Raw genomic sequence first — 17,260 nt, forward strand, 5'->3', positions numbered from 1 at the left:
GAATTGGCGACGTTGATTGGGGGTGCGACCGGGGCCGCTTTAGGATGGTGAAAGAATTAGCCGATGTAGCTGTTGACCAGGTTCTGGTACTTCTCGGGCTCATTCTGGCGCATGTCGCGCAGGCCCTTGGGGTCTTCTTTGCCCCACTTGGCAAAGTCCCAGTCGTTGCGGGTTTCGCCAGTGCCATTGGCAGCAGCGGCACCAGTGCGGGCAGCGACCGACTGACGGCCGGGCATTTCGCTGAGCACCTTGGCGGTGTTGGTGAAGTCAGCGCCCAGCAGTGCTTTGTAGGTGTCTTTCTGGGCGGCGGTGATTTTGCCGGCCGAAACGGCGCTGTTTACCGTTTCCTCGATGCGGCGGGTTTGCTCCGAGGCTTGGCCAGCCTTCAGCTGTTCCAGCTCTTTGCGCAGTTCCTTCAGCTCGTCGCTTTCTTCGGGCGTCGGCTTGAGAGTAGCGGCTACCGCCTCAACGGTTTGGTTTTTGAGTTTGCCAATGGCGGCCAGGGCCTCAGCCTCGGTGGCGTTGTCAGGGAGCGTGACGCCGGCGAGGCGCAGCGCATTCTTTACTTCGTCGAGCTTCATCTCGGTTGATTGGGAAATAATGGACATGTAATAGCCGTGCAGCGCCCCCACGGCCATGGTGGCCTCAGGTGCTACTAATCCGGCTTTGGCAGGCAATACCTCAGTGCAGTAGCCAATAGCTTTGGCCTCCTCGGCACTGAGCCACGTTTCTTTGCGCATCATTTCCACCCACTCGTCAGCCGATTTGGTGGAAACGGCGGCGTACATTTCCGCTGTCGAGCGGTTGAGCGACTTGTGCGCAGCGAGCGCCCGGTTCAGGGCCTCCTCGTTCACGGCAGGCCCCAGGTCGTTGGCCACCTGGTGCATCATGAATTTGGCGTGGGGCTGGCACTGGCGCACATTGCCGGCAGCGAAGGGAAGCGTAGCGGCCGAGCCGACCAGGCCTTCGTTTATCGTGGTCAGCTTCACCTTGCTCATCATCATGCGGGACTGCATCAGCTGCCCCGCATTCCAGCTCCCACCAGGGGAATTGATGCGAATGGTCGCCGTGCGGGCGCCGGCGGCTTCCAGCTCCGAAAGGAACTGGTCAAGCTGGGCCGCGTGGTGCGACTCGATGACTTGAAACAGGAGGAATTCGCGCTGCATGATGCCCCAAAACTGTCCCAGTAAGGCAGGGGCGGCAAATTCGCGGGAGTAGTCAAGGGAAAATTTACCGTAAGTCAAGGGAAATTTTGCCGTGAGTGCTCACGCAGAAATGCGCTGCATGGCCTCTTTTGGCACATTTGGGCTACTTATGCCCTCCAACCCGAACGAAGAACGCCAGGATAGCCAGCGCAACCGGGCGAAAATCCAGAAAGAGATAGCCCGCATCATTCGCAAGGAGATGCGCAAACCCACCGTGCAGGAGCTGGTGGAGGCCACTGGCTTGTCGGCCAAGACGGTAAAGGCACACCTGAAGCGCGTGAAGCTAGGGGAAGGCAAAACCAACGTGTTTCAGCACCTGACCCCAAATGTTATCCTGAAGCTTTACGAGCGGGCCACTGGCTACTCCCACCCAGCGGTCAAGTTCCTGACAGTATCGATGGGGGCCGGCTGCGGTTCCTCGGTTGAGCAGCACGACTACACCGAGCACTACCCGCCCGATACGGCGGCCGCGAAGCTGTTTGTGCAGCTGGTGGAAGGCTTCACCGAGAAGACAGAAACCGAGCACAAGGGCGCAGTGGGGTTCAATTTCAACTACCAGGCCCCCGCGCCACCCGAGCCCGATGGTGGACATTGATTTTAAGCCGAGCTGGAAGCAGCACCTGGCCTGGCAGGCCCTAGAAGATGACACCACCGAGGAAGTCGTTTACGGCGGCGCGGCCGGCGGTGGGAAATCGTACCTGGGCGTGTGCTGGAAGGTGTACCGCCGCCTGCGCTACGCCGGCAGCCGCGGCGTAACGGCCCGCACGCGCCTCATCGACCTAAAGGAGTCGACCGTGGTAACCTACCTGAAAGTGCTCACGGCCTGGGGCCTGGTAATGGGCAAGGATTACCGTTACGTGTCGCGCTCGGGCGCTCCGGAAGCCCTCATCTTCGCCAACGGCAGCCGCGAAATTTTCAAGGAGCTGGCCTATTCGCCGGCCGATGAAGATTACCAGCGCCTGGGCTCCCTGGAAATTACCGACGTGTGGATTGAAGAGGCCAACGACGGCGTGCCGGAGAAAGGGGCCGACATCATCAAAAGCCGCATCCGGTGGATGCTGCCCGAGTTCGGCTTGATTCCGAAAATGCTCATCACCTGCAACCCGGGCTACACCTGGGTGCGGCTGAAGTACGTGTACGACGTCGACAACAACCCGGTGCAGCTGAAGCCCTACCAGCAGGTGATTCAGGCCCTGGTGACCGACAACCCCGATAAGGCATTCGTGGCCACTTACAAAAAGAGCCTCGAGCAGATGAAGGACTACGACCGCCAACGCCTGCTCGATGGGGATTGGAATGCCGTGGAAAAGACCGGCGGCGAGTTCTACCCCAGCTTCGACACCCAGCTGCACGTCGGCGACTATGCCAAGAGCTACAACCCGGGCCTGCCCCTGCACATAACGCTCGACTTCAACCTAACGCCAGGCGTCACGCTCAACGTGTGGCAGGTGCGGGGCAAGCAGGCCACCCAGATAGACGAATTCACCCAGGACGGCAAAACGACGCTCACCTGCCAGCGCTTCATGCGCAAGTACGGCGGGCACCAGGCCGAAGTCTTCGTGTACGGCGACCCGGCCGGCAAGCACGGCGACACTCGCACCGAGCAGGGCAGCAACGATTTCACCATTGTGGTGAAGGAGCTGCGCAAGCTGCCGAAGGTGACGCTGCGCGTCGAGGCCTCGGCCCCATCGGTATCGATGCGGGGGCTGTGGATTGACGATATCCTGGCCCATGAGCAGGACGGCATACGCCTGCGCTTCGACCGTGGGTGCAACGTCACCAGCACCGACTACCAGAAGGTGAAGAAGGCCAGCGACGGCACGAAGGACAAAAAGAAGGTGCAGGACCCCAAAACGAAGGTCAGCTACGAGCCTTATGGCCACGCCACCGACGCCAACGACTACTTCCTATGCCGGTGCTTCCAAAACGAATGGCGGGCTTACCAGCGGGCCGGCAGCAATAAACCCAAGATGGGCACTCGTGCCGAAACCAACCAACGCGCTTATTAACCATGGGCTTTCTCGTAACTGCCGACTACGGCACCCTCATTCGCCAGGAGCAGCTCGACATCGTGCTTTCCGGAACGCCCACGGCGCTGACCCAGGCGGAAATTTTTGCCCAGGAACTTATCGAAAGCTACCTGCGCACCCGCTACGACGTGGCAGCCATTTTCGGGGCAGAAGGGGAGGAGCGCAGCGCCCTCATCGTGACCTATATGGTCGACATCACCCTCTACACCGTGCACGCCCGGCATGGGCGGGTGGCCATGCCCGAAAAACGCATCGACCGCTACGACCAGGCCATTGACTGGCTGAAGGCCGTGGCGACCGGCAAAATATCCGCCAACCTGCCGCTGCTGCCCCTCGAGGACCGCACCGGTGGCTTCAAATGGGGCTCGGCCCCCCGTCAAACCCTTAGCTGGTAACCTATGAACCTGCACGAACGACTCCGCGCCCAGGTGGGCGCTGTTGACCCCACCAAGCCGACTAAGACGGGCCGCCGCGCGGTGGCCGGCCGCATCACCGAGTACCAGACCATGCGCCTGCGCTCCGACCTGAGCCACTGGCGCAATGCCCTGAGCAATGCGGAAAATCTGTACTACCCCGACCGGGTGGAGCTGTACCGCCTGTACCGCGAGGTGGTGCTCGATGCGCACCTGAGCAGCGTGATGGAGAGCCGGAAGCTGAACCTGCTGAGCCAGCCTTTCAAAATCGTGGCCACCAAAGGCGGCAAGGAAGATGAGAAGCTGACCCGCATGTTTCAGACGCCTTGGTTCTACAAGTTCTGTGAGGAGCTGGTCGAGTCCATCTTCTGGGGGCCGCGGGTAGTCGAGCTGCGGCCGCCGGTGGATGGTGAGCTGGCCGGCCTCGACGTGATTCAGCCCGAGATGGTGATTCCGGAGCGGGGCATCATCCGGGATGCCCCGATGAGCCAGCATGGACTAGCTTACCGTGAAGGCATCGATGCGCAGTGGATTATCCAGCTGGGCGACTCCCGCGACCTGGGCCTGCTGCACAAAGCCATTCCTCACGTCGTGTGGAAGAAAAACGCGATGCAGGCCTGGGCCGAATACTGCGACCGATTCGCGCTGCCGGTACGCACCGTCGACATGGACCTGAATGATCAAGACCGGGCCGAGGTCGAAAACATGCTCAAAAACATGGGCCGGGCGGCCTATGCCATCCTGCCACCTGGTGCGTCCAATTTCCAGTACCACTTGCCCCAGACGTTTCAATCGGGGGTGTTTGCTGGCATGATTGACCACCCCAACGCCGAGTTGAGCAAGCTGGTGTTGGGCCAGACGATGACTACGGAAAACGGCAGCAGCCTGAGCCAGTCGGAAGTGCACGAGCGGGTGGCTGAAAAGTACACCCAGGCCGATAAGCAGCGACTGCGCAACCTGGTAATGTGGGAGCTTTGGGACCGCCTGCTGCTGCACGGCTATCCGCTGGCTGGCTACGAGTTCAAATGGGACGAGTCGGAGAACCTGGGCAAGAAAGAGCAGTGGGAGATTGTAGCAGGCATCATGCAGCACTCGGGCTACCGGGTGCCGGCCAAGTACATCACCGAAACCTTCGGGGTGGAAGTGGAAGAAAAGCCCGAGCCGGTAATGGTACCGACCCCGCCGCAAAAAGGTACCGACCCCTCGCAGCAACTGCCGACGCCGGGAAAGACTTCGGCGCGGCCGTAACTGCCCTCTACGCCCGCGCCTGCACCCATCACCACGGCAACCTCATCACCTCGGCCCGCGCAGCCGGGGAAGATGACGAGCTGCGCCAAATTTTCGAGCAGCTGGCCCAGCAGGTGCATGCCGCCGGCGGTGGGCGCATCGAGCTGCACCAGGCGATGTACGAAGCGCTCAATAACCGCCTGCAGGGAGCCGTCACCCTGGGCTTTGGGGTAGCCGATGAGGCCCAGGGTGACTTTCTGCGCAATAATGTGCAGCTGTTCGCCGGCGCGAAAACTGCCCACCAGACTAAGGCAATGACCAAACTGCTGCTCGATGAGTCGGGCGCTATTAAGCCGTGGTCAACTTTCAAGCTCGACACGCTGGCCATTCATGAGCAGTATAACGAGCGGTGGCTGCAGGCCGAGTATGAGCACGCCGTGGCCAGCGCCCAGATGGCGGCCCGCTGGCAAGAATTTGGGCCTAATGACATGCTCAGCTATCAGACGGCAGGTGATAGCCGTGTGCGGGAGGAACACAGGGCGTGGGACAACATCACACGGCCGGCCGATGATGAATGGTGGAACACCCACTATCCGCCCAATGGCTGGCTTTGTCGTTGCCTTGCTCTCGTAACTGATGTAGGAGGAAAACCTACCCCACGCTCGGTACTACCAGCGCTGCCCGACCCTGACCCCCTGTTTTCAAATAACGTAGGCAAAACCGGCATCATCTTCCCGGAGGAGCACCCTTATTTCAGTGAGCTCTCAGAGGATAGCCGGAAGGCACTGCAGCGAGCAGAGCCCGGCGGTGTATACAAAGTCGTAAAGTATAGCAAGAGCGGGCCTGCATACCGGCAAATGGGGGTACGTACCGCCCTGAACAGCATTGACAGGGTGCATCTGTTGCCAGAGGTGGCCGCCGGCGAGGCACCCCTTCCCATCAAATTCGCCAAGATGAAAGGGTACGAAAACGGCGAGTTCAGCTTCCCGATTGGTGGCACTCCTTCCATCAACCTGAGCAACGCCCTGGCCAGTCGCGAGCAAGTAGCCTTTACCGCCCTGCATGAGCTGGGCCACTACCTCGACTACCAGCACCTGGCGCCCACCGGCGGGCTCACCCGATTCGCCGACGGCTCCGACCTGGTGCTGGTGCTGAAAGCGGCCCGCGAGTCGCAGCTTTATGGCTCGTACCAACGTATTGTAAATGACTTCTCGCTGCCGATTGAAGCCAGTAGCTACGCCGAGTATTTGAGCCGTCCGGAGGAGCTTTGGGCCCGGGCATATTCGCAGTATATTGCAGAGAAATCCACCGATGAGGGCCTGTTGGGCCTGTTGGAGAAGCTGCAGCGCGACGATGTGCCTACGCAGTGGACTACACAAGATTTTGCGCCTATCCGGGAGGCTATTCACTCATTATTTGTTCATAAGAAATGGATAACGCCAAGCGAATAGCAGAGCTACGGGAAAAGGTCGACAACTTCACCGTCACTGAAGACGAATTTGTGGAATACATCCGCTTAGCTGTGGGCTGGGGCGAAGACACCGCCCGCAATATGTTCCGCACGTCTTATGCCGCCAAGCGCCAGGGGGCTGACTACGGCAAAGAGCGCGTCATTTAAATGAAACTGGACCAACTCCGGAAGGACGCTGCGAAAATGGCGAGCTTCCTGAAAGGTGCTCCTCGGGTGATGGGCCAGCTGGCCGTGCGCGAATACGTGGCCAGCTTCAAACGCCAGGGCTGGCTTAACGAGCGGGGCGTCTTTATTCCGTGGAAGGCGCGGAAAAAGGAGAAGCGCAACCGCTCGGGTATCTCGGGCCGCCAGAGCTTCGGCAAGGGTGAATCCGAGGGCCGGGCGGTACTCGTGAAGTCTGGCCGGCTGCGCCGCTCCATTAGGGTGGCGACGGTGGTACCAGGCGAAAGCGTGACGGTCGCCACTGATGCGCCCTATGCTCAGGTTCACAACCAGGGCGGCCTCATCAATAGCGTGGCCAGCGTGCGCAGCCACCGCCGGCGGCGCTACGAAACCGATGAAGTTTCGGCACCTGGGGCCCGCAAAGCCAAGTACGTAAAGCAACAAGTCGGCACGTCGACGGTGAAGGCCCACACCCGCAAGATGAACACCCGCATACCACGCCGGCAGTTTATGGGCGACTCAGCGGGGCTCACCAGCGACATCAAACACTATTTCGACACCAACATCAAGCGCATTTTTAACTCCTAATGCTGCACAAACTATTCCCTCAGCTCTGCAACCACCTACGAGCCGCGGTGCCCGCCCTGGGCACCATCGACATTGACATGGCCCAGCTCGATTACGAGGACCAGGAGCCGATTCAGTACCCGGCTGTCTTCATCGATCTCGAAAATATCGCCTGGGGCGACCTGGGCGCCGGCATCCAAAAGGGGCCGGCTACGCTGCGCTTCACCGTAGCCGTCGAGGTGAGCGAGGAGAGCTATGAGGGGGCGCAAGGGCGCGACAACATGCTCAACCGGCTCGAGGTGGTGCAGCAGGTGCATAAGGCGCTGCAGCATCACCAGGGCGACGGCTACGGCCCGCTGGTGCGTACCAGCTACCGCCGCGACCGGGTGCAGCATCCGGAAGCCTGGTGCCTGGCCATGGGCTACGTGTCGGAGCTCATCGACAACGACGGGGCCCAGGAGCTGGCCAGCGTGACCGATGCGGCGTTGAGTGTCGGGGTTGGGGCGCAACCTGCACCAGAGGAAGAAGATGATGGCTTCATATTGCCATTGATACCAACGCCCAGCAGGGCCTAGGTTACCACTTACAAAAAAGCCCCGGCCAATGAGGCCGGGGCTTTTTTATTTGGCAAGTTCGATTAATGTTGCCAAAAAATCTTCTACGAATTCATCCTCGCTATTTATTCTGTCAAGGGAGCGAATTGTAAATTGGCCTGGGGTGGTTTGGTCTATTCCTGCCTTTTCGGAGCGTTGCCAATAAAAGCCATTTTCATCATAAGAAAGACGAAACGCCATTAAGAGCATTGTTATTGGGTTTGCCCGCCCTCTTTCAAATGAATTTAGCGTTAGGCTGAGGTCCATATTGTTGCCCGAAAACCCCAGGCTCCATTTATTGTCAACAACTACAAATAAGGAAAACGGGTGCTGAGGAAGACTATTCAGTTCAAATAATCGACTTGCTTCTGGTGTCGATAATCTTGCCTCAATAGCTGATTTTACCCTTTTGAAGAAGTTGTCTGCACGCAAAGGGCCCTCTGCAGCGATATGAGCTTTGAGCTTGTTGTCTTCTTCCTCTTTTCGCAGTTTAGCACTCTCTACTTCCTCACGCTGGGACAGGATAGCTTTTACACTGTCCTCAAAAGAAGCCTTCTGGCCTAAATTCTTTAAACTAGGTGGGTTGGGTGTCATAAATGAACAGTTAGTGTGCGCCCAAGGTAGCCAAATTATTTACTTAGCCTGCTTATAGAGGATATCCTCAATCCGTGCCATGCTCAGGTTGAACTCCTCAGCCAACTGGCTGATGACGTACTCACGAGTGTAGATTTTGGGACGGGGCTGATTTGTGTAACGCTTGAAAAAGGCGTCCTTGATTTTTCGGTTGCGCTTGTCGTAGTTGGCCTGGCGGGTGCCGGCCCGGGCCTGGGCCGGGGTCAATGTCAGGGTAGAGGTACTTTTCTGCATAAGGCGGGAGCATTAAGCGGTGAGGTATTCCGTGATGAGTTGCTGGAAGTGGTCCAGCTCGCGCACGACCTCTACCTGGTAGTTCTGCGCACGCAGTTGCTCGATGCGCCTGAGCTGAATGGTATCGAGGCTATTGCGGCCCACCTTGAACTCGACAAACAGGCCGTGGATGAAGCCCCAGGGTTCGCGGCGCGGCACCATCAGGCACCAGTCCGGAATGCCGGCCACCAAGCCGCGGGCTTTGTCCTGGCTGGCCTGTATGCCGTGCTTCACCCCATCGTTGTGAATCATGAAGCCCAGGCCGCGCAGTTCGGGGTGGGTGTTGTGAAACCAGGTATGGCAGGCAGCTTGCAGGCCGGATTCCGTGAAGATTTTGTCGGTGGCAGGGGTAGTCATAATGGGGTAGTTTCTGGGAGTTTTGGAAGCATTATAGGCCCAGCAGTGGGTCAAGCTGCACCTCGCAGCGCATGAGCTCTGCCTGTGCACGCTGAAAGCCACTATTGGGCGCTTCGCGTACTTCGCGCACGTCGTTTTTCCGCGCCAAGTATTCGCGCTGGGCCGCACGCAGCTCGGTGGCTGCCGTGAGCAGAGTTGAGGTTTCTGAGCGGGTAGCTAGCTCAGTGATGGTGCGGTCAATCGATTCATATATCGACTTGAGGCGGGCGGCGGCCTGGGCGTTGAAGAAGATGCCCAGGTTGCGCTGCCGGACGCGTAGGATGGTCATATGGTGGCGCAAATCGTCGAGCAATTGGGCAGTGGTGCGGTTGGCGATGTGACGGGGCATAAACTGATCGGTTAGGTGCGGCACGAAAAATTAAAAATGTTCGTGCCGCAGCTGACGATTTGAAAATTAGATCGTTAATGGGTGCCTTTTGGACTAAAAAACAACCCCTCCTTTTACTGTATTATTTTGTGCTTTATCAATTTTTTACAACTACACGTATAAAAAAAGTACAAACGCTTATCAAGGAATGGGGTGTCTGTATGTAATCTTTGTAAGTAGCTGACTATTAAGGGCCCATTGCGGCACGAGCGTTTTTAGCTTTTCGTGCCGCAATCGCTTTGGGGCTTGATGAAGAAGAATTGATTCTGTCGTTCGTCGCGACGCTTGTTGCGCACCTTGGTGTAACCGAAGCGTTCCATCCACTTCATAAAGTGCCGCAGAGTGAAGCGGGAGCGGCTTTCGCCGGTTTCGTCAATGAACTGATTATAGAGGTCAGCTGCCCACAGTTTGTTATCCAAAGGATTACCCTCAAGAGTCATCACGGCCTGGGCAAACTCTACAAACTCGGGGGAGGTATCCTGCTCGATTTTGCGCGCCTGAATGTCGTCGGAGTCCAGCAGCAGCAGGCCGTGAGCCAAGTATTGTTGGACCCAGCCGAGGGCTAGGTTGAAAAAACGCTTATACTCAGACGCATCCCATCCCTGGTTGAAGAAGCCCGTGCCGAACTCATCCTTGGGCGTGTGTCGCTCGGAGTAGTGGGGGGCGAGGGCTATCTCGATTTTGCGGCGTTCATGACTGCTGCCCTGGCCGGCCACCATGTCGTTGGTGGTGATGGCAAACTTGGGACTGCGGGCAAAAGGAATGACGATTTGCGGCTTGTTCTTGCGGTTCACTACCATGTCGGAGGTGATTTCCGTGAACAGCTTTTTGAATGGCAGCCGGCGGCCGTCCCACTCGTCGAAGTAGGCAATGCGCGTATCATCCTCGACGAGGGCAAATCGGAAGTCATCATCGAAGCGAAAGGTGGCGCCGGGTAGCTGGGTGACCTTGACCAGTTCACCGATGGCGCGCATGAGCAGACTCTTGCCAGTGCCGCCGGCGGGCTGGCCAGCAGTGGCCACTTGATCAACGAAGATGACGGCCCGCGCCTGGGCATCGTCTTTATGTCCGTGGAGTAGGTAGCCCATGGCTCGCTGCAGGGCATCTAGGCGCAGCGGGTCACCACCGGTGATGTTGACCGTGAAGGTGTGGAAGTCACATGTCTGGGCTGACAGGTGATCGAGAGCTACAAAGTCGTGGGGCCGCACCTGGCTTTCCCATATAAGTCCGGGCAAGGCAGTATAAGTGAGCACTTGCACGCCGGTGGCTGTGACTTCCACCCAGCAGTTGCGGAAGAAATAGCGGGCTGTGGTCGCGTCATCAGTCAGGAATTGGCCAGCCAGCGGTGGCAGGCAGTCGAGCACCTCCTTGTCGAACAGGCTACGTACCTGGGTCAGCACTGCCTCCAATAAGTCGTCGCGCTCGATGTGGTCGAACCGGGGCGGCAGTTGCTCGACGTAACCGATGACATGCTGCTTCAGCTCGTAGCGCTCCACGAGGCGCACGATGTTGTCGTGGGTGTGCAGAAATTCGACCGCTCCGCCGGCGCCGGCCGGCCGGAAGCTAAAGCCCTCATCTCGGAGCCAGTCGCGCAGCTTGGTGCGGTCGAGCAGCAACTTGTACGTATCCTGGGCCGCCCGCTTGCCTTCTTTGTACACTACCCGCCAGAAGGTGAGTAAGGTGGGGTTGGGCTCAGCTAAGACCGCATCCACCGCTGGGGCCAGGGCAGCGGCAGAAGCCCCGCTGGTGACAGCCAAAGTCTGAATAATGGTTTCGCGCTTGGATTCTTCACGCTGGTGCTGACGCACAATACGCTGCATGTTTTCGGGCAGCACCGGTTTGGCCTGGCCCGCCTTCAGGCCGTCATCGATGGTTTTCCAGGCGTTTTTACTATCGGTCACCTCCCGGCAGCCGATGGCCTGGCGCAGCTGCTCCCGCGCTTCGGCTTCGCTGAGCAGGCCGGCGGCCACGTAGCCCCCGCACAGGAACGCCATTTTATTGAGGGTGTAATGCTTTTGCCCGTCGGGGGCGCTGAGCACCTTATTCACGGCCGTGCGCAGGGCCGCGGGGCCGTAGCCCTCGCCACGTCGACCGGCTTGGAACGAGGAGGCCGGTACCGGGGCTGGTGTCGGCTTCGGCGCCGGCGCCGCCAACACCTCGGCAAATACTTCGGCCTCGGGGTTGTAGTACAGGTGCGGGTCATAGCTCACGAACCGCGGCCGCGACACGTCGGGCAGGCTGTCTACGACAAGCCCAAATTGCTCGAGGTAGTAGGCCGCCAGCGCCCGAAAGCTCTGCTCGTGGTGGGTGGTGGGAATGCGCACGATGGCGAACCAGCCCAGCCCGCTGATGCTGGTGGCCACCGCGAAGGTGTAGTCATCATCTTCCACCAAGGCCCGGGCTGCCCTGAGGTCAGTGCCTGGGTTTTTATCGGCATCGATGTCCAGGCACACCATGCCCGAGTGCTGCAGCAGGCCGGCGTCGTTGCGCTTGCTGAAGGTACCCGATACGGTGAAGTAGGGCACGCGCTTCTTGGCTTCGCGCTGCTCGGTTTTGGTTTCGCAGGTGCGTACCTGTTCCACGACTTCCCGCCATTCGCCGTGTTGAATCCCACCTAGAACGTCTTCAATGGCGGCGGTCGTGCCATTGGTAATTTGCTGAATGCTCGAAAAAAGGGAAACCATCATGGCTAGAATAGGGTCAGCTGGGTAGCTGCTGGGGGTGGGGTCGGTTGCGGTGCTGGGGCCTCTGGGGCCTGGGTGCCGTACTGCTTCTGCTGCCACTTGCTTTGGCGGTCGATGGGCAGGGTCGGATGATTGTTGAAGCGCTCCGGATGCTTGGCCTTCAGAATATGCAGGTCGCAGCTGGTGCAGCATTCCGCTGGTGTCAGCTGCTCTGGCTGCGGATGGAAATGCAGGCTGGTACCAGTACCCTTTTGATAACTACACTTGCTTTGGCCATCGGGCCCGTAGTGGTGGTATTTGGTGGTACCGGGGTTGGTGCTGGCCCAGCCTTCGATTGGGGTGCTCATGCCGCCATCGCTCCTTCCTGCGCCTGCTCTTGGCGCTTGAGTTGGCAGTACACCCAGCCCGGCTTATAGCCCTGAATGGTGGCGTATTCTTTCAACTCCTCCTTGCTCATGTCCAGCCACGACTTTTTGAGATGGTCCGGTACCGGTTTTTTAGCACCTGGTACCACCACATTTTTGGGCAGGAAGTCCGTCAGCTCCAAAAACTCCTCCTGCTCTAGCTTCATTTCCCCCGAGCTGTAGACGTGGCCACACTCGGGGCACTGCTGCACGAAAAGCAGGTCCAGTCGTTCGCACTGGGGGCACGTCTTCATCGGCGGGGCGCTGGTGGCACCGCTGCCGCTCTTGCGCTTGGGTGTGGCCTCGAGGGAATGCTCCTCGGGATGCTCCACCGGGCCGAAGTGGCGCACGTTGCCGCCCTGGTCAATCACGGTGCAGGCCGATTTACCCGGCGCCGGCCGGAGCCCACGGCCCACCATCTGCAGGTACAACGACTTCGACTTGGTGGCCCGGTTCAGTATCACGGTTTCGATGGCCGGCAAATCAAAACCTTCCGTCAGGATGTTGACGTTGCAGAGCACCTCAAACTCACCGCGCTTGAAGGCTGCCAGGATGCTTTCACGCTCAGCGCGGGGCGTTTCGCCGTCGACGTGGTATGCGGCAATGCCGGCGGCCCGAAAGGCCTCCATCACCTTCAGCGAGTGCTCGACGTTGATGTTAAAGACGATGGCCCGCGAAGCGTTGGCAAATTTCACGTAGTTGGCCACTACGCCGTCGTAAAGGGCCCGCTTATCGAAAAGCTTATACAGCTCGTCATTCTTATAGTCGCCGCCCACCGTCTTCACGGTATCGAGCTTGGGCTCCAAATCTTTGCGAGTGCCGAAATATCGAACGGGGGTGAGGTAGCCTTGGGCCTGCAGGTCACCGATGCTCACCGGGGCCACGATGGCCGTGTACACGTCACCCAGGCCGCGGCCGTCGAGTCGGTAGGGTGTTGCCGTGAGACCGATGACGACGGCATCGGGGTACTTATCCAGCATGTTCAGGAAGCTGGGGCTTACCGAGTGGTGGGCTTCATCAACAAGGACTACTTTGGCCGTGGGCAGGTCGCGCCGGATGAGGGTGGCAATGCTGGCCACCTGCACCGCATGCTTGCGGCGGGGCGGGTGGCCGGCCATCATCACGCCGGCGGGAATGCCAAAGCCCTTGTGCCGGTCGCTGATGCGCTCGTGGGCCTGCTCGACCAGCTCCTTGCGGTGGGCCAGCCAGAGCACGCGGTGGCCTTTGCTTACCGAGCTGTGAATGATGGAGCCGCCGATGGTGGTTTTGCCCCCGCCGGTGGGCACCACCACCAGGATGCGGCGGTGCCCTTGCTTCATCTGCTCCCGCACGCCCTCGATAACTGCGAGCTGGTAGTTGCGGAGTTGGGGTAGGTTACTCATTACTACTCGGCAGCTAGGCGGGTGTACAAATCGGAGGCGCCAGGCACCTCGTGCAGCATCGACTCGTAGCGGCTAAGCAAGCCCAGGGCCTTAGCCTTTTCGGTGGTGTCGGCTTTGGATAAAAGGCGCCCGCCTAACTCACGCACTGCTTTGGTGATTCGGGCGTGGGTGTCCTGGTCGAGGCTGCCGGCAATTTCTGGGGCCTTATCTGCCAGGAACTCTGTAAAGCTGCGCTTTTCGGGTGCTGGGGCAGGTTCCGTTACGGGTGTCACTCTGTTGGCCTTGCGCTTGCCAGCACGCGGTGATTCGGGGCTTTTGGGCCGACGAACGGGCTTATAAGTGGCGGCTTTTTTTAGCTGCAAACGCCCTGCCCGTAGTTGAATGGCCCGTTCGGAGCGGTCGAGTAGCGCAGCCAGGGCTGCATTCGACATTACCGAATACTTAGCTACCAAAAGCTTATCATCTTCCTCACTCCATGCCTGCGACGTGTCATTGTTTTCGGGGGTATCGGAGGCGGTTGCGGGCTCACTAGTTTCGGCCTGAGCCTGCTCGTGGCCATTGGTGGCCAGCTTCTGTAGGGCCTCGTCGTAGGAGTCGCCCGGCTTCACAGTCACTGTTCGCACTTTATCGATGTCGATGGCATCCACCGGGTAGGGCCCGGCCGGCATACCGAATCCGTACTCGTGAACCTTGTGCGGGCCCATCGACTGGCGGCCGGTCAGGTACATGCCTTTACACCCTGGCTGGGTGCAGTCGTCAAAAGCCAAACCACCATCGTGGCCACATTTATCGCACAGATAGAGGGTTTCGTGGGTGCCGTCGATAGTAGCGGGTTCAGTGCTCGTGCTCTGGGCCGCCGGCACTGCCTGCTCACGTACCACACCAAAGCACAAGCTGCAGCCATCGGTACCGCAGTCGCAGCTTGGATTAACCTGGCGCGGCGCGGCACTGGATTCCTGGAAATAGTCTGGGGTAGGTCTGGCTGCGGGCACTGGTGCAAGCATGATGCCCAGACCTTGCGCCCGACGCTGAAAGTCAGCCAGCAGCGCCATCAACTCTTCGGGCGAATCAATAGCCCAGCGCACTGACTCGAGTACCATGTAGTAATCACCGCCGCCGGCGTCTTCAGTCGACACCTTTAGCCATTGTCCCAATTGGTCGGTTTGGCAGGTGTCGGAAGGTTGATAATAGGTAGCCTTCAGCTCATCAAGCGTCCAGCTAGGTTGGTTGGTCTGGCTCATTGGATGATGTTTTTGGCATGGGGCGGAAGCCCGCGTTGGGGGTGATGTTTCGGGCCGCGGCCGCAGCAGTTGAGGAAGCCCACGACTTCCTCCTCGTTCCAGGTGGCCCGCAGCATATCGAGCAGCTTGTAAGTGGCCTGCACGTCGTTAAGGGCTCGGTGCGCCCCTTCCAGCACGATGCCGTAGTGCAGGCACAGATTGCTCAGGGTATGCGGGCCGAAGGGCTTGCCGGTGCGGGCATCGGCGCCCAAGCTGCTCAGGCGGGGCAGGTGCGCCACGGCCAGCGTCTTGGTGCAGATAAAATTGTTGGTCAGTGCCTTGCCACCCAGCCGTAGGTAAGCTTGGTGTAGGAAGCTGGTGTCGAAGCTGGCGTTGTGGGCTACCAGCGTGGCCGTGCCCATGAAGTTGCGCAGCAGGCGAAAGGCCAACTCCTCGTTCAGCCCTTCCCGGTCGCACATCTCGCGGGTGATGCCGTTGAGGTCGACGCAATCCTGAGGCACGTCGGCACCGGTGCGCACCAGGTGGCAAAAGGCATCGACCAGCTGGCCACCCTCGAATTTGAGGGCGGCCAGCTGGTCGATGCGGTCGGTCACCGGATTGAAGCCGGTGGTTTCGAAATCGAAGACTACTAGATTATGCAGCATTGTTGAAAAGGCTGAGCTGTTCGGGTGGGGCGGGCAGAGCACGGCGGGTGTAGCTGCCTTCGGGAATGTTGAGGGCCACGCCTAGGGCGCGGACGGTATCGGTGACCAGGGCGAAATGCTGCAGGTCGGTGTCGGTGAAGCCACCGAGCAGGTCGAATAGGTAGCCCGTATCGGGGTGCTCATTGAGCACTTTGTCGAGGTCGGCTAGGTCGTAGAGCACGGGCACCACATTGGCGACATCCTCGATGTCGTGCATTCCCATCGCATTAGGAGGGTCGAAGGCAACTTCCGCCACGGCCCGCTCGGTCGGCACCTGGCAGAAGGGGAGGCCCTTCAGGATGCCGCGGCCGTGGGCCTTGTGCTCGACGGGAATGCCGGCGGCGAGGTAGAGGGAGAGGATGCGCAGGTTATTCACTGGGCACCTCCTTTCTTTTAGGAAGCTCGTCCCAGGTGCGGCCGTCGAGCTGGCGACCGGCAGCGTGTTTGCCGACCCTGGCCGCGAAGATGTCAGGCGACAACATGATACCCAGGCCGTTTGTGTCGCCGGGTTGCATTAACCGACGCACGCCCGGCGTGAAGGAGCTGCCCGGCTCGGTGATGCTGATGCCGCAGGTGTTGCCATTGGGGTGCTTAAAGAAGCGTCCTCCGGCAAAGGCCGGGTTGTCTTCTATCGGTAGCGGCTGGTATTCGCCCCACTGCTTGAAGTGAAACGCCACGCCCGCTGCCTCGCACTGGTCGCGCAGGGAGCGGGCCCAGTCGGGGTGCATTGGCCGGGCCTTGGGGCCGCTCTCGCCACCGACGATTACCCAGTTGATGCCATTTTCCCACCCGGCCCAAACTAAAGCTTGGCGCTTCCACCAATACTTGCCATAAACATTGGGGTCGCCACCTTGGCCATTCCAATGCTTACAGAGCATAAATACACGGCCTAAATCCACCGGGCCCAGCAGCGGCTCCATGCTCAGGAAGCGCACAGTAGCGGGCGCTTCGAGCAGCAGAGGAATGCGCAGGTCGGCCTGCTCCTGATTTTCTACCGACGTGCCCAACCAGACGTTGGTAGGAGGCGAGCCATTGAGCCACGCGCCTAGCCATTCGATAAAAGTGAAATAGCCCTCACTAACCGCCTGGCTGTTGAAGTACGCACATCCATCATGGTGCGCCTGCTCTATTGCCGGAACGATATTCTCCGGCCGCTTGGTGAGCAGCAGCCAGTCGAGCTGGGGCGTGTCGTAGATGAGGCGCAGCAGGCGCAGGCGCGGCGTATGCAGCTCGGGCCGGTCTTCGAATACATCAGCCAGCGAAGCGCAGAACACCCGGGCGCGGGTGCCGCTAGCCAGGGCCTTGGCATTCCACTTCAGCGGCTCTTTCCAGTAAGATTCAGCGGCTACTACGCGGGTACCGTTGGGGCCCCATTCCCCCAGCACGGCGGGGTTGCGCTTGCTCAGCGTTTCGGCGTAGCAGTTTTTGCACCCGGCCGAAACCTTGGTGCACCCACGCCAGGGGTTGAAGGTGTGGTCAGTCCACTCGATGTTGCTGTTTTCAGCCAT

At 59.5% G+C, this 17,260-nt stretch carries 20 protein-coding genes; 8 read left to right on the forward strand and 12 right to left on the reverse strand.

Translation table 11 applies throughout. The annotated features are described in order from the left end of the window. Positions 1–56 precede the first annotated feature (56 nt). Positions 57–1,244: an ATP-dependent Clp protease proteolytic subunit gene (locus ABD919_RS03570; protein WP_345233853.1), complete on the reverse strand. Its 1,188-nt coding sequence runs from the start codon at positions 1,242–1,244 to the stop codon at positions 57–59. A gap of 70 nt (positions 1,245–1,314) precedes the next feature. On the opposite strand from ABD919_RS03570, the gene ABD919_RS03575 reads away from it, so the two are divergent. The 8 genes from ABD919_RS03575 to ABD919_RS03610 all read left to right on the forward strand — a co-directional run bounded on the left by ABD919_RS03575 (position 1,315) and on the right by ABD919_RS03610 (position 7,650). Then, entirely contained in the window at positions 1,315–1,800 is a 486-nt protein-coding gene (locus ABD919_RS03575; RefSeq protein ID WP_345233855.1) for a winged helix-turn-helix domain-containing protein, read from the forward strand. After that, entirely contained in the window at positions 1,787–3,214 is a 1,428-nt protein-coding gene (locus ABD919_RS03580) for a phage terminase large subunit (protein WP_345233857.1), read from the forward strand. Before ABD919_RS03575 ends, ABD919_RS03580 begins: the two co-directional genes overlap by 14 nt. A gap of 2 nt (positions 3,215–3,216) precedes the next feature. Next, entirely contained in the window at positions 3,217–3,630 is a 414-nt protein-coding gene (locus ABD919_RS03585) for a phage protein Gp36 family protein (RefSeq protein ID WP_345233859.1), read from the forward strand. Between the two features lie 3 nt (positions 3,631–3,633). Further along, positions 3,634–4,896 (forward strand): phage portal protein family protein, encoded by a 1,263-nt coding sequence (locus ABD919_RS03590; RefSeq protein WP_345233861.1) that lies wholly within the window; start codon positions 3,634–3,636, stop codon positions 4,894–4,896. 113 nt (positions 4,897–5,009) lie between these two features. Then, the gene (locus ABD919_RS03595; protein WP_345233863.1) at positions 5,010–6,326 is read left to right on the forward strand and encodes a phage minor head protein; all 1,317 of its coding nucleotides are present in this window, start codon (positions 5,010–5,012) and stop codon (positions 6,324–6,326) included. Further along, entirely contained in the window at positions 6,305–6,493 is a 189-nt protein-coding gene (locus ABD919_RS03600; protein WP_345233865.1) for a hypothetical protein, read from the forward strand. Before ABD919_RS03595 ends, ABD919_RS03600 begins: the two co-directional genes overlap by 22 nt. Beyond that, positions 6,494–7,096 (forward strand): phage virion morphogenesis family protein, encoded by a 603-nt coding sequence (locus ABD919_RS03605; protein WP_345233867.1) that lies wholly within the window; start codon positions 6,494–6,496, stop codon positions 7,094–7,096. Next, positions 7,096–7,650, forward strand: a complete 555-nt coding sequence (locus ABD919_RS03610; protein ID WP_345233869.1) for a hypothetical protein — start codon at positions 7,096–7,098, stop codon at positions 7,648–7,650. The genes ABD919_RS03605 and ABD919_RS03610 overlap by 1 nt, the downstream gene beginning before the upstream one ends. A 45-nt stretch (positions 7,651–7,695) precedes the next feature. Here ABD919_RS03610 and ABD919_RS03615 read toward each other — a convergent pair whose 3' ends face one another. The 11 genes from ABD919_RS03615 to ABD919_RS03665 all read right to left on the reverse strand — a co-directional run bounded on the left by ABD919_RS03615 (position 7,696) and on the right by ABD919_RS03665 (position 17,260). Further along, complete coding sequence (locus tag ABD919_RS03615; RefSeq protein ID WP_345233871.1) at positions 7,696–8,262, reverse strand: hypothetical protein; 567 nt, start codon at positions 8,260–8,262, stop codon at positions 7,696–7,698. A gap of 39 nt (positions 8,263–8,301) precedes the next feature. After that, entirely contained in the window at positions 8,302–8,535 is a 234-nt protein-coding gene (locus tag ABD919_RS03620) for a hypothetical protein (RefSeq protein WP_345233873.1), read from the reverse strand. Between the two features lie 12 nt (positions 8,536–8,547). Beyond that, entirely contained in the window at positions 8,548–8,931 is a 384-nt protein-coding gene (locus tag ABD919_RS03625) for a VRR-NUC domain-containing protein (RefSeq protein ID WP_345233875.1), read from the reverse strand. 31 nt (positions 8,932–8,962) lie between these two features. Further along, entirely contained in the window at positions 8,963–9,319 is a 357-nt protein-coding gene (locus tag ABD919_RS03630; RefSeq protein ID WP_345233877.1) for a hypothetical protein, read from the reverse strand. A 254-nt stretch (positions 9,320–9,573) separates the two neighbouring features. Then, positions 9,574–12,045 (reverse strand): BT4734/BF3469 family protein, encoded by a 2,472-nt coding sequence (locus tag ABD919_RS03635; RefSeq protein ID WP_345233879.1) that lies wholly within the window; start codon positions 12,043–12,045, stop codon positions 9,574–9,576. Between the two features lie 2 nt (positions 12,046–12,047). After that, entirely contained in the window at positions 12,048–12,389 is a 342-nt protein-coding gene (locus tag ABD919_RS03640) for a hypothetical protein (protein ID WP_345233881.1), read from the reverse strand. Continuing rightward, the gene (locus ABD919_RS03645; RefSeq protein WP_345233883.1) at positions 12,386–13,828 is read right to left on the reverse strand and encodes a DEAD/DEAH box helicase; all 1,443 of its coding nucleotides are present in this window, start codon (positions 13,826–13,828) and stop codon (positions 12,386–12,388) included. Before ABD919_RS03645 ends, ABD919_RS03640 begins: the two co-directional genes overlap by 4 nt. Before the next feature lie 2 nt (positions 13,829–13,830). After that, the gene (locus ABD919_RS03650) at positions 13,831–15,069 is read right to left on the reverse strand and encodes a hypothetical protein (RefSeq protein WP_345233885.1); all 1,239 of its coding nucleotides are present in this window, start codon (positions 15,067–15,069) and stop codon (positions 13,831–13,833) included. Then, on the reverse strand, positions 15,066–15,713 hold the full coding sequence (locus ABD919_RS03655) for a 3'-5' exonuclease (protein WP_345233887.1): 648 nt from the start codon (positions 15,711–15,713) through the stop codon (positions 15,066–15,068). The genes ABD919_RS03650 and ABD919_RS03655 overlap by 4 nt, the downstream gene beginning before the upstream one ends. Then, entirely contained in the window at positions 15,703–16,128 is a 426-nt protein-coding gene (locus tag ABD919_RS03660) for a hypothetical protein (RefSeq protein ID WP_345233889.1), read from the reverse strand. The genes ABD919_RS03655 and ABD919_RS03660 overlap by 11 nt, the downstream gene beginning before the upstream one ends. After that, entirely contained in the window at positions 16,121–17,260 is a 1,140-nt protein-coding gene (locus ABD919_RS03665; RefSeq protein ID WP_345233891.1) for a DUF5131 family protein, read from the reverse strand. The genes ABD919_RS03660 and ABD919_RS03665 overlap by 8 nt, the downstream gene beginning before the upstream one ends.

Origin of the sequence: Hymenobacter saemangeumensis (assembly GCF_039541835.1) — a bacterium.
GTDB lineage: Bacteria > Bacteroidota > Bacteroidia > Cytophagales > Hymenobacteraceae > Hymenobacter > Hymenobacter saemangeumensis.